We start from the raw sequence: 12378 nt of genomic DNA on the forward strand, positions 1-12378 counted from the left end.
CCCCCTGCGGGGCCAAATGAACCCGTAAAGGAAGAGTATGAACATTATTGAAGCTGCTGTAGCTACCCCGGACGCTCGCGTCGCCATCACCATTGCGCGTTTCAACAACTTCATCAACGACAGCCTGCTGGAAGGTGCGGTTGACGCCCTGAAACGCATCGGCCAGGTTAAAGATGACAACATTACCGTTGTGTGGGTTCCAGGTGCTTACGAACTGCCACTGGCAGCGGGCGCACTGGCGAAAACCGGTAAATACGACGCGGTGATTGCGCTGGGTACCGTTATTCGTGGCGGCACTGCGCACTTCGAATACGTTGCGGGCGGTGCAAGCAACGGTCTGGCACACGTTGCACAGGATGCTGAAATTCCTGTCGCGTTCGGCGTGCTGACCACCGAAAGTATTGAACAAGCCATCGAACGTGCTGGCACCAAAGCCGGTAACAAAGGTGCAGAAGCTGCACTGACCGCGCTTGAAATGATCAATGTATTGAAAGCCATCAAGGCCTGATTTTTTGTAAGGGGAATTCCGTGAAACCTGCTGCTCGTCGCCGCGCCCGTGAATGTGCCGTCCAGGCACTTTACTCCTGGCAGTTGTCCCAGAACGACATCGCTGATGTTGAATACCAGTTCCTGTCAGAACAGGACGTGAAAGACGTTGACGTTCTGTACTTCCGTGAACTGCTGTCGGGAGTGGCGACTAATAGCGCGTATCTCGATGGTCTGATGAAGCCATACCTGTCCCGTCTGCTCGAAGAGCTGGGCCAGGTTGAAAAAGCAGTGTTGCGCATTGCGCTGTTTGAGCTGTCTAAACGTGATGATGTGCCGTATAAAGTGGCCATCAACGAAGCGATCGAACTGGCGAAAACCTTCGGCGCTGAAGACAGCCACAAGTTCGTAAACGGCGTTCTTGATAAAGCAGCACCTGCGATCCGTCCCCACAAAAAGTGATCCGCAAACCGGAGTCCTGCATTGCCTGACGGGCAGTGCGGCTCCGGTTTTTTCTTTTATTTGCTGAGGCATAACGTATGGCATGCGGCGAATTCTCCCTGATTGCCCGTTATTTCGACCGTGTCAGAACCTCTCGTCTTGATGTTGAAACCGGCATTGGCGATGACTGCGCACTTCTCAATGTTCCCGAAAAACAGACGCTGGCAATCAGCACCGACACCTTAGTGTGCGGACGTCATTTTTTACCGGATATCGATCCTGCCGATCTGGCCTATAAAGCACTGGCGGTTAACGTTAGCGATCTGGCGGCAATGGGGGCCGATCCCGCCTGGTTAACGCTGGCTCTGACGTTGCCTGAGGTGGATGAAGCCTGGCTTGAAGCCTTTAGCGATGCGCTGTTTGAGCAGCTTAACTACTACGATATGCAGCTGATCGGCGGTGATACCACGGCCGGGCCGCTGTCGATGACGCTGGCGATCCACGGCTATGTGCCGCTCGGTCGCGCGCTGAAGCGCTCGGGTGCAAAACCCGGCGACTGGATCTACGTGACCGGTACACCGGGCGACAGCGCCGCGGGACTGGCGATTCTTCAGGATCGCTTAACCGTGAAGAACGCTGACGATGCGGCCTATCTGGTGAAACGCCATCTGCGCCCGACGCCGCGTATTCTGCACGGTCAGGCGCTGCGCGAGCGGGCAAGCTCGGCTATCGATCTCTCTGACGGGCTTATCTCAGATCTCGGGCATATTCTGAAAGCCAGCGGCGTTGGCGCGCGCATCGATCTGGATCTGTTCCCGCTGTCAGAGCAGCTGCTTCGCCATGTGGAGCCTGAGCAGGCTCTGCGCTGGGCGCTCTCAGGTGGTGAAGACTATGAATTGTGTTTTACCGTTCCGGAACTCAACCGTGGCACGCTGGATGTGGCGTTAGCCCATCTCGGCGCGAAATTTACCTGTATCGGGCAAATTATGCCGGAGAGTGAAGGGCTGAAGTTTGTGAAAGACGGTGCGCCCGTGACGCTGGACTGGAAAGGGTACGACCACTTCGCGTGATGTTGTGCGCTCTGTGTTGCCGGGTGGAGGCTACGCCTTACCCGGCCTACAAAAGAGAGGGCTTATTTATACCCCACCACCGGATGCTGCTTATACGGCGTCTCCAGCTCGGCAATCTGCTCTGGCGTGAGCGTGATATCCACCGCATTTAACAGTTCGTCCAGCTGCTCTTCCCGGGACGTGCCGATAATGGGGGCCGCGACACCACGCTTGCCCAGAAGCCACGCCAGGGCCACCTGGGCGCGGGTTGCACCGGTATCGTCGGCGATCCCGGCCAAACGTTCGGCAATCAGCGCATCGCTGGCTTCTGTTCCGCCGTACAGATTTTTCCCCACCTCATCGGATACCAGCCGGGCCGTGGTTTCCCCCCACGGACGGGTCAGACGTCCGCGCGCCAGGGGGCTCCAGGGGATGACCGCTACTCCCTCCTGGTAGCATAGCGGCAACATCTCGCGCTCTTCTTCACGATAGATCAAATTGTAGTGATCCTGCATGGTGACAAAGCGCGCCCAGCCGTGCTGTGCCTGGAGATCCAGCGCCTGGGCAAACTGCGATGCGTGCATAGACGATGCGCCGATGTAGCGCGCTTTACCGGCTTTCACCACGTCGTTGAGCGCTTCAAGCGTCTCTTCGATCGGCGTGTTGTAATCCCAACGGTGAATTTGCAGCAGGTCGACGTAATCCATGTTCAGGCGTCTGAGGCTGTCATCAATAGAGCGCAGGATCTGGGTGCGAGAAAGGCCTTGCGCCAGATCGCCCACCGGGTAGTACACCTTGGTGGCGACGACGATTTCATCCCGGCGTGCAAAATCACGCAGGGCACGGCCAACAATCTCCTCACTGCTGCCGTCGGAGTAGCTGTTAGCGGTGTCAAAGAAGTTAATGCCGCCCTCAATGGCGCGTTTGATAATCGGACGGCTGCTCTCTTCCGGCAGCGTCCAGGCGTGGTTCCCCCGGTCGGGCTCACCAAAGGTCATGCATCCCAGACAAAGTCGGGAAACCCTGAGATCTGTTTTTCCTAATGTCGTGTATTGCATGGTTCCGCTCCTGCTGTTTAAACAATACGTTTAAGCATAGCAGGAGCGGAAAAGGGGAGGGATCAGGCCAGCCAGCTGCGTATTTTGGCTTCGATACCGGCAGCATCCAGGCCAATCGCCGCGCGGGCTTCGTCCTGAGTGCCTTGTGGGATGAAGTAGTCCGGCAGACCGAGGTTGAGCACCGGAACGGCTTTACGGTTCGCCATCAGCACCTCGTTCACGCCGCTGCCTGCGCCACCCATGATGGCGTTTTCTTCCAGGGTGACCAGCACGTCATGCGTTTCAGCCATGCTGAGGATCAGGGATTCGTCGAGCGGCTTCACAAAACGCATATCCACCAGCGTGGCATTCAGCGATTCCGCCACCTTTGCGGCCTCTGGCATCAGCGTGCCGAAGTTCAGGATCGCCACTTTCTCGCCACGACGTTTTACCAGTCCTTTACCGATCGCCAGTTTCTCCAGCGGCTGCAGCTCAACCCCCACCGCATTACCGCGCGGGTAGCGAACCGCGCTCGGCCCGTCCTGATAGTGGTAGCCGGTAAACAGCATCTGACGACATTCGTTCTCGTCGCTTGGCGTCATGATCACCATCTCCGGGATGCAGCGCAGGAAGGAGAGATCAAATGCGCCCTGGTGCGTCTGGCCGTCAGCACCGACTATGCCGGCACGATCGATTGCAAACAGTACCGGCAGTTTCTGAATCGCCACGTCATGAATAACCTGATCGTAAGCGCGCTGCAGGAAGGTGGAGTAGATCGCGACAACCGGTTTGTAGCCGCCAATCGCCAGACCCGCCGCAAAGGTGACCGCATGTTGCTCGGCAATGGCCACGTCAAAGTACTGGTCAGGGTATTTTTTAGAGAACTCCACCATGCCGGAACCTTCACGCATGGCCGGGGTGATCGCCATCAGCTTATTGTCTTTCGCGGCGGTTTCGCACAGCCAGTCGCCGAAGATTTTTGAATAGCTCGGCATACCGCCGCTGCTTTTCGGCAGACAGCCGCTGGACGGGTCAAATTTCGGTACCGCGTGGAAGGTGATCGGATCTTTTTCCGCCGGTTCGTAACCACGCCCTTTCTTGGTCATGATATGCAGGAACTGCGGGCCTTTCAGGTCGCGCATGTTTTTGAGCGTGGACACCAGCCCCAGCACGTCATGACCGTCAACCGGACCTATATAGTTAAAGCCCAGCTCTTCAAACAGCGTGCCCGGCACGACCATGCCTTTGATGTGCTCTTCGGTACGTTTGAGCAGCTCTTTGATCGGCGGTACGCCGGAGAAGACTTTCTTGCCGCCTTCACGCAGCGTTGAGTAAAGCTTGCCGGAGAGCAGCTGTGCCAGATGGTTGTTCAGCGCGCCGACGTTTTCGGAAATCGACATTTCGTTGTCGTTCAAAATCACCAGCATGTCCGGCTTGATGTCGCCCGCGTGGTTCATGGCCTCAAAGGCCATCCCGGCGGTGATGGCGCCGTCGCCGATCACGCAGACGGTGCGGCGCTGCTTGTTCTCTTTTTCAGCGGCCACGGCAATCCCGATGCCCGCTGAAATGGAGGTGGAGGAGTGACCGACGCTCAGTACGTCGTACTCGCTCTCACCGCGCCACGGGAACGGATGCAGGCCCCCTTTCTGACGAATGGTGCCAATCTTATCGCGACGTCCGGTCAGAATTTTGTGCGGATAGGCCTGGTGGCCCACGTCCCAGATAAGCTGATCGAACGGCGTGTTATAGACATAGTGAAGCGCCACGGTCAGCTCAACCGTGCCAAGCCCGGAGGCGAAATGGCCGCTGGAGCGGCTTACGCTGTCGAGCAGGTAACGACGCAGCTCGTCGCACAGCTTCGGCAGGCTCTCTTTCGGCAACAGACGTAACTCCTGGGTGGAGTCAACTAACGCCAGTGTCGGGTATTTGGCAATATCAAAACTCATCAAAGGCTCATCGAGATAGTGTGTTTATTTATCACGCTGGATTATATAGTCCGCTAGCGCTTCCAGTGCCGAAGTATCCAGTGATTGCGCGGCCAGCAGATTCAGCGACTGGCGGGCATCGTCAATCAGATCCCGGGCTTTACGCTGGGCTTGCTCAAGACCCAGCAGGGCGGGGTAGGTACTTTTGCCAAGCTGCTGATCCGCACCCTGACGTTTTCCCAATGTTGCAGTATCGCCCACCACATCCAGAATGTCATCCTGAACCTGGAATGCCAGACCGATACTTTCGGCGTATCTGTCCAGAATCGGCAGGGCTTTGCGCCCTCGCTCACCCGCGCTCAGCGCGCCCAGGCGTACGGCTGAACGAATCAATGCCCCGGTTTTATGGCGATGAATACGCTCCAGCTGTTCCAGATTAACCTGACGTCCCTCCGCGTCCAGATCGAGGGCCTGTCCGCCGCACATGCCGGCCACGCCGCTGGCCATTGCCAGTTCGGAGATCATCGCCAGGCGGTCGCGGTCAGCCACTTCCGCCATAGGAGCATCGCTCAGGATCGAGAATGCCAGCGTTTGCAGGGCATCACCCGCCAGAATGGCATTCGCCTCGCCAAATTTGATGTGGCAGGTAGGTTGACCCCGACGCAAATCGTCATCATCCATGGCCGGTAAATCATCGTGGATCAGCGAGTAGGCATGGATGCACTCCACGGCGGCGGCCGGGGCGTCCAGCGTGTTATCGCTGATACCAAACATATTGCCTGTGGCGTACACCAGAAACGGGCGCAGGCGCTTTCCCCCCAAGAGTGCGCCATAGTGCATGGCTTCAACCAGTGGAGTGTTCTGAAAAGGCTGGGGCGCAATGAAACGGCGCAGGGCGTCGTTGGCGCGCACGACACGCGCCTGAAGCTCGTTGGCAAAATCCATTTACTCGGCGTCCGGTGTAAAAGGCGTGGTTTTCGCGTCTTCGCTGTCGGACAGCAGGATCTGTACGCGCTGTTCAGCCTGCTGCAGCTTGACCTGCCCCTGGCGTGCCAGCTGCACGCCGCGCTCGAATTCGTTGAGCGCCTCTTCCAGCGGGAGATCGCCGCTCTCAAGGCGGGTGACAATCTGCTCCAGTTCACTCAGCGCAGTTTCGAAACTGGCCGGTGCGTCGTTCTTCTTCGGCATAATGAATTGACTCTTATATTCTCAGCCCCGACATGGTAACGGACTCAGGGCAATTATCAAATAACGCGCAATGTGCACAGGAGCGGCGCGATGGTGGTATACTTGCGCGCCTGGATGCAGCCACGGGTGTGGGCTGCTGTACTCTTTTCCATTACAAGCCTTAATACGCTTGCCTAAGAAACATTGCCGCCATGAAGTTTATCATTAAATTGTTCCCTGAAATCACCATCAAAAGCCAATCTGTGCGTTTGCGCTTTATTAAAATTCTCACCGGGAACATTCGTAACGTATTAAAGCACTACGACGAAACCCTCGCCGTGGTGCGCCACTGGGACCACGTTGAAGTCCGTGCGAAAGACGAAAACAAACGTCAGGACATTCGTGACGCCCTGACCCGTATCCCGGGGATCCACCATATTCTGGAAGTGGAAGATGTCCCGTTCAGCGACATGCACGATATCTTCGAGAAAGCGCTGGTTCAGTATCGCGACCAGATTGAAGGCAAAACCTTCTGTGTGCGCGTGAAGCGTCGCGGTAAACACGAATTCAGCTCCATTGAAGTGGAACGTTACGTCGGCGGCGGTCTGAACCAGCACGTTGAGTCTGCGCGCGTGCGTCTGACCAACCCGGACGTGACCGTGAATCTGGAGATCGAAAACGATCGCCTGCTGTTGGTGAAAGGGCGCTATGAAGGTATTGGCGGTTTCCCGATCGGGACTCAGGAAGATGTCCTGTCCCTGATCTCCGGCGGCTTCGACTCCGGCGTCTCCAGCTATATGCTGATGCGCCGCGGCTGCCGCGTGCACTACTGCTTCTTCAACCTGGGCGGTGCGGCGCACGAAATCGGGGTTCGTCAGGTTGCGCATTATCTGTGGAACCGCTTCGGCAGCTCCCACCGCGTGCGTTTTGTGGCGATCAACTTCGAACCTGTGGTCGGCGAAATTCTTGAGAAAGTGGACGATGGCCAGATGGGTGTCATCCTGAAGCGTATGATGGTGCGTGCGGCATCCAAAGTGGCGGAGCGCTACGGCGTGCAGGCGCTGGTCACCGGGGAAGCACTGGGCCAGGTCTCCAGCCAGACGCTGACCAACCTGCGCCTTATCGACAATGTGTCTGATACCCTGATCCTGCGCCCGCTGATCTCCCACGACAAAGAGCACATCATCGACCTGGCGCGTGAAATTGGTACCGAAGATTTTGCCCGCACCATGCCGGAATACTGCGGTGTGATCTCAAAAAGCCCGACCGTTAAAGCGGTGAAAGCGAAGATCGAAGCGGAAGAAGAGAACTTCGATTTCAGCATTCTGGATAAAGTGGTGGCGGAAGCGTCCAACATTGATATCCGCGAAATTGCCCAGCAGACCGAACAGGACGTGGTTGAAGTGGAAACCGTGAGCGGTTTCGGTGCGAACGATGCGATTCTGGATATCCGCTCTATTGATGAGCAGGATGACAAGCCGCTGCAGGTAGACGGTGTGGAAGTGGTTTCGCTGCCGTTCTACAAGCTGAGCACGAAGTTTGGCGACCTCGACCAGAGCAAAACGTACCTGCTGTGGTGTGAGCGCGGGGTGATGAGCCGTCTGCAGGCGCTGTATCTGCGCGAGCAGGGCTTTGCCAATGTGAAGGTGTATCGTCCGTAGTTTCTCGCCCGGTAGCGCTTCGCTTACCGGGCCTACGATACCGTGCATTTGTAGGCCGGGTAAGGCGTAGCCGCCACCCGGCTTTTTTATGCACTACTCTTCATAGTAATTATAAATCCCCGCCGGCATCACCAGCGATGATGCCACTTCGTACGCTTTTTCGCGCCCGACCAGCAGGTCGATAATCTTTAAGCCAAAATCAATCGCGGTGCCTGGCCCCTGGCTGGTCAGCAGGTTGACGCGCGGATCCCAGACCACGCGTTTATCCACCCAATGCTCTTCCGGGATCGTATCCTTAAGCCCCGGGAAGCCGGTCATGTTGCCGATGGGGAAGATGTCATGGGGTACCAGCACCGTTCCGGCCGCAGCACAAATGGCGGCCACGATGCGGCCCGAAAGATGGAACTGACGCACGGTCTCGACCAGCAACGGGCTGTCACGAAAACACTCCGCACCCTTCAGGCCACCGGGCAGCACGATAATGTCATACTCCCCGTCAGCCACCTGCACAAGCGGGGCATCCGCGAGGATCTTCACCCCGCGCGAGCAGGTGATTGCCAGATTACCGTCGCTGGCGACGCTGGCGGTGGTGACCTTAATGCCGCCGCGCACCATCAAATCAATGGTAGTGACCGCTTCCATCTCTTCGCTACCAGGGGCGAGACAGATCAGTGCTGACGCGCTCATATTCACTCTCCTTACGTTTAACCAGGTCATACAGACGGGCGTTTTCCGGCACCGCGATGCCGTGCGCGCGGGCGCGTTTTAGCAGATATCCCGTGATATAGTCGATCTCTGTGTGGCGTAATGCCCGAACATCCTGCAGCATCGAGGAGATGTTTTCTGCGGTACTCTCAATGACCTGTTCGACATAACAGCGTAAATCGTCTGCCGAGGTATGCAAGCCTTCCCGCTCAACAACCGCCGCGACTTCCGCACACAGCAGCGCAACCTCATCTGGATGATTTTTCAGCTCCCCGTTTGGGCAGTTCCACAGCGCCGTCAGCGGGTTAATCACGCAGTTGACGGCCAGCTTGCGCCAGAGTTGAGGACGAATGTGGTTATGCCAGGCAACGTCAGGTAACACCTTCTGCAGGACATCAGCCAGGTAACTGTAGTCTCCATCCTGCGGTCTGGCAGGCCCGATGTGCGTCACGCCGCTGGCGACATGGACAATAATGTTACCGTCGCGGCGTGCAGCGTGAGTGGTTGTCGCCATCAGCAGGGGCTGCGGGACGCTTTTCAGTTCATCCAGGGTCCCCATGCCGTTATGCAGCAGCAGGATGGGGGACGTGGGGGGGAGCTGCGCGGCCAGGGTTTTGACCGCGTCCGAGACCTGCCACGCTTTGAGCGTCACCAGTAAAAGGTCGCTTTGCGCCAGGAAATCAGGATCGTTCGCAGTGAGGGATTCGTTAAAGATGCTTCCGTCTTCACCAATCAGGTTTACACTGCAATAGGGCTGGGGCACGCGCAGCCAGCCCTGAACCTCATGTCCATGCTTGCACAACGCAGTCAGCCATAGCTGACCAAGGGCTCCGCATCCGAGCACTGTAATTTTCATTGTTCCTCCTCACCTGCAACTGCGCCAGGTGTTACAGCTTAATTATACAGCTAAGCTTCTGTTGAGTTATGTCTCGTAGCGGGTATTATGCAACGCAACAAAAGTGAAGGGAGAAGAAAAGATGCCATCTTTCGATATTGTTTCCGAAGTTGATATCCAGGAAGTTCGCAACGGCGTTGAGAACGCAACCCGCGAAGTTGAGTCACGTTTCGATTTTCGTGGCGTAGAGGCGTCGTTTGAGCTGAACGATGCAAATAAGACCATTAAGGTGCTGAGCGAGTCTGATTTCCAGGTGAACCAGCTGCTCGATATTCTGCGCGCTAAGCTGTTAAAACGCGGCATTGAAGGGACGTCTCTGGATGTGCCGGAAGACTTTGTCCATAGCGGTAAAACCTGGTTTGTGGAAGCCAAACTGAAGCAGGGCATTGAGAGCGCGGTCCAGAAGAAGATCGTTAAGCTTATCAAAGACAGCAAGCTGAAGGTGCAGGCGCAGATCCAGGGCGAAGAAATTCGTGTTACCGGAAAGTCACGCGATGACCTGCAGTCCGTGATGGCGCTGGTGCGTGGCGGCGATCTGGGACAACCGTTCCAGTTTAAAAACTTCCGCGATTGATAAAGAGAGCCCGGTTAAACCGGGTTTTTTTTCAGGCGCTGAGCGCCTGCTCGACTTCAAAACGGTTGGTCACTTTACTGTCTATTTTGACGTAAGCGCTGCGTTCTTCCGCGACAATAAGCACCTCTGTCACCCCCTCTTTGGCTTCGAGACGCAGCTTCAGCGCATCGTTAATCGCAACGTCATCCGGAATTTCTACCCGCAGGCTGCTCACGTAGCGCGGCTCTTTCATGGTGCTGGCGACCAACAGCCAGACCGTCGCCAGTAGCGCACCGGCGAGAAATACGGTTTGTGAATCAAACAGCCCGTCAACCCAGCCACCAAGCGAACCGCCGATCGCCACGCCGAGAAACTGGCTGGTGGAGTAAATGCCCATCGCCGTACCTTTGTAGCCGGCGGGAGACTCTTTGCTGATCAGCGACGGGAGCAACGCTTCCATCAGGTTAAAGGCGAGGAAGAAGAGCTGCACGCCGGCTATCAGCTCCCAGAAGTGCGGGCCGGCGCCCCAGAGCACGATCTCGGCAATCAGCAGGACCGCCACACAGCCCACGAAGACGCGCTTCATTTTGCGCTTCACTTCGGCGTAGATGATAAACGGCACGACGGAGACAAACGAAATCAGCATCGTGACCAGATAAATTTTCCAGTGCTCAGCCGCCGGGAAACCTGCAGCGGCAAGCTGGCCGGGCAGGGCGACAAAGGTCGACATCAGCAGGATGTGCAAACACATAATGCCAAAATTGAGCTTGAGCAGGCGGGGTTCAACAATCACCTTGCTGAAGCAGCCTTTTACCATCCCCGATTCACGGTTCAGGACGTGATTTTTGCTGTCCGGCACCACCCACAGGGTTAAGGCAATCCCGACCGTCGCCAGCACGGCAATCATCCAGAACAGGGCGTGCAGACCAAGCGCATGGGTAATAATGGGGCCCAGCACCATCGCAATTGCAAAGGTGACGCCAAAGCTCACGCCGATAAACGCCATCGCTTTGGTTCGGTTCTGCTCGCGGGTTAAGTCTGACAGCAGCGCCATTACCGCGGCGGCAATTGCGCCGGAACCCTGCAGGGCGCGGCCAAGAATAATTCCCCAGATGGAGTGGGAGAGGGCGGCAATGATGCTGCCGAGAACAAAGACCAGCAGTCCGCCGACGATCAGCGGCTTGCGGCCCATCCGGTCAGAGAGCAGGCCAAACGGGATCTGGAATACCGCCTGTGCCAGGCCGTAAATGCCAATCGCCAGGCCAATCAGCGCCTCGCTGGCGCCCTGCAGGGCCATACCGTACGTGGTCAGAACAGGCAGGACCATAAACATGCCAAGCATCCGTAGCGAGAAGACAGTCCCTAAGCCCCAGGTCGCGCGAAGCTCGCCTGGCGTCATTTTATAATCGTTCATTACCACCTCAGTTCAAAAGCAGGCCATAGTGTAGTGCGGGGAAGGGGCGGGGTAAATAAAGGGTTATTTAACAAATATTACATGCGTTATTAATAGATTCAGTGAATAAAAAAGGGTGCCGAAGCACCCCTTTATTCACCTGTTGTGGCTTACCAGACGTAAGTCAGCAGGTTGTGTGAATCTGGCACCATAAAATCTACGGACATCATCACGGAAAGCGAGGTAATGGCGACAATCGAGAACACAAACAGTTTGCGTGCCCAGACTTTGTCATCTTCCACTTTGTAACCGCGCAGCGCCATACCGAGCCACCAGACGCTCACTGCAGCCGCTACCGCCAGATATTTGTATCCAGCGTAGCCACCCAGAGAGAGCATCAGCGTTGCGACAGCAAAGGCGATGATGTAGAGCGTAATGTGGTTCTTGGCTACAGAGATGCCTTTCACGACCGGCAGAACCGGGATGTTCGCTGCCTGATAATCCTTAAAGCGGAAAATCGCGATGGCATAGGAGTGCGGCATCTGCCACAGGCTAAAGATAGCCAGCAGGATAGCCGCACCGCTGTCGAACTCGTTCGTGACCGCGCAGTAGCCAATCACCGGCGGCGCAGCGCCGGAGAGAGAACCAATCAGCGTGCCGTACACGGAGTGACGTTTCATATACAGGCTGTAAATGCCCACATACACCACGAACCCCATCACCCCCAGCCAGCAGGCCAGCGGGTTAGCACCAAACCACAGCAGCATAAAGCCAGCAATACCCAGCAAGGTGGCGTACACCAGCGAGACGGAAGGGGCGATCAGGCCTTTCACCAGCACCCGATTTTTGGTCCTTTCCATCTTCTTGTCGATATCCATGTCGATGTAGTTGTTAAATACACAACCGGACGCAACAACCAGTGACACACCGACCAGCGTGTAAATAAAGAGGGTGTAATCAATGCTGCCTTTAGAGGCCAGCAGGAACCCTCCGATCACGGAGATCAGGTTGCCAAAGATGATGCCTGGTTTCGTTACTTGCAGGTATTGCTTAAACATACTCGCCG

The 12378-nt window shown here is 56.5% G+C and carries 13 protein-coding genes; 5 read left to right on the top strand and 8 right to left on the bottom strand.

The window, feature by feature from the left end:
• The first annotated feature begins 37 nt into the window (after positions 1-37).
• The 3 genes from ribE to thiL all read left to right on the top strand — a co-directional run bounded on the left by ribE (position 38) and on the right by thiL (position 1997).
• Complete coding sequence (gene ribE, locus EKN83_RS04685; protein WP_003859098.1) at positions 38-508, top strand: 6,7-dimethyl-8-ribityllumazine synthase; 471 nt, start codon at positions 38-40, stop codon at positions 506-508.
• A 20-nt stretch (positions 509-528) separates the two neighbouring features.
• Complete coding sequence (gene nusB / locus EKN83_RS04690; RefSeq protein WP_006809908.1) at positions 529-948, top strand: transcription antitermination factor NusB; 420 nt, start codon at positions 529-531, stop codon at positions 946-948.
• 77 nt (positions 949-1025) lie between these two features.
• Positions 1026-1997 carry a thiamine-phosphate kinase gene (gene thiL / locus EKN83_RS04695; RefSeq protein ID WP_025756194.1) on the top strand — a complete coding sequence of 324 codons (972 nt, stop codon included), beginning with the start codon at positions 1026-1028 and terminating at the stop codon, positions 1995-1997.
• Positions 1998-2059: 62 nt separating this feature from the next.
• Here thiL and EKN83_RS04700 read toward each other — a convergent pair whose 3' ends face one another.
• The 4 genes from EKN83_RS04700 to xseB form a co-directional block, all read right to left on the bottom strand.
• Positions 2060-3034, bottom strand: coding sequence for an aldo/keto reductase (locus tag EKN83_RS04700; RefSeq protein ID WP_126800427.1), 975 nt, complete (start codon positions 3032-3034; stop codon positions 2060-2062).
• Positions 3035-3096: 62 nt separating this feature from the next.
• Positions 3097-4959 (bottom strand): 1-deoxy-D-xylulose-5-phosphate synthase, encoded by a 1863-nt coding sequence (gene dxs / locus EKN83_RS04705; RefSeq protein WP_025756192.1) that lies wholly within the window; start codon positions 4957-4959, stop codon positions 3097-3099.
• A gap of 24 nt (positions 4960-4983) precedes the next feature.
• Positions 4984-5883 (bottom strand): (2E,6E)-farnesyl diphosphate synthase, encoded by a 900-nt coding sequence (ispA, locus tag EKN83_RS04710; RefSeq protein ID WP_126800428.1) that lies wholly within the window; start codon positions 5881-5883, stop codon positions 4984-4986.
• A complete protein-coding gene (gene xseB / locus EKN83_RS04715) occupies positions 5884-6126 on the bottom strand; it encodes an exodeoxyribonuclease VII small subunit (protein ID WP_008503331.1) in 243 nt (80 codons plus the stop codon).
• Positions 6127-6317: 191 nt separating this feature from the next.
• Here xseB and thiI point away from each other — a divergent pair, with 191 nt between their 5' ends.
• Positions 6318-7766 (top strand): tRNA uracil 4-sulfurtransferase ThiI, encoded by a 1449-nt coding sequence (gene thiI, locus EKN83_RS04720; RefSeq protein WP_047957877.1) that lies wholly within the window; start codon positions 6318-6320, stop codon positions 7764-7766.
• Positions 7767-7859: 93 nt separating this feature from the next.
• Here the strand turns inward: thiI and yajL are convergent, their stop codons facing one another.
• Positions 7860-8453, bottom strand: coding sequence for a protein deglycase YajL (gene yajL, locus EKN83_RS04725; protein ID WP_126800429.1), 594 nt, complete (start codon positions 8451-8453; stop codon positions 7860-7862).
• Positions 8416-9327 carry a 2-dehydropantoate 2-reductase gene (panE, locus tag EKN83_RS04730; protein ID WP_025756187.1) on the bottom strand — a complete coding sequence of 304 codons (912 nt, stop codon included), beginning with the start codon at positions 9325-9327 and terminating at the stop codon, positions 8416-8418. Before panE ends, yajL begins: the two co-directional genes overlap by 38 nt.
• Before the next feature lie 121 nt (positions 9328-9448).
• Here panE and EKN83_RS04735 point away from each other — a divergent pair, with 121 nt between their 5' ends.
• Positions 9449-9940, top strand: coding sequence for a YajQ family cyclic di-GMP-binding protein (locus EKN83_RS04735; protein ID WP_025756186.1), 492 nt, complete (start codon positions 9449-9451; stop codon positions 9938-9940).
• A 31-nt stretch (positions 9941-9971) separates the two neighbouring features.
• On the opposite strand, the gene EKN83_RS04740 is transcribed toward EKN83_RS04735, so the two are convergent.
• A complete protein-coding gene (locus EKN83_RS04740) occupies positions 9972-11333 on the bottom strand; it encodes an MFS transporter (protein ID WP_126800430.1) in 1362 nt (453 codons plus the stop codon).
• Positions 11334-11482: 149 nt separating this feature from the next.
• Positions 11483-12370, bottom strand: coding sequence for a heme o synthase (gene cyoE, locus EKN83_RS04745; protein WP_025756184.1), 888 nt, complete (start codon positions 12368-12370; stop codon positions 11483-11485).
• Positions 12371-12378: the final 8 nt, after the last annotated feature.

Origin of the sequence: Enterobacter sp. WCHEn090032 (assembly GCF_003986875.1) — a bacterium.
GTDB classification, from domain to species: Bacteria; Pseudomonadota; Gammaproteobacteria; order Enterobacterales; family Enterobacteriaceae; genus Enterobacter; species Enterobacter sichuanensis.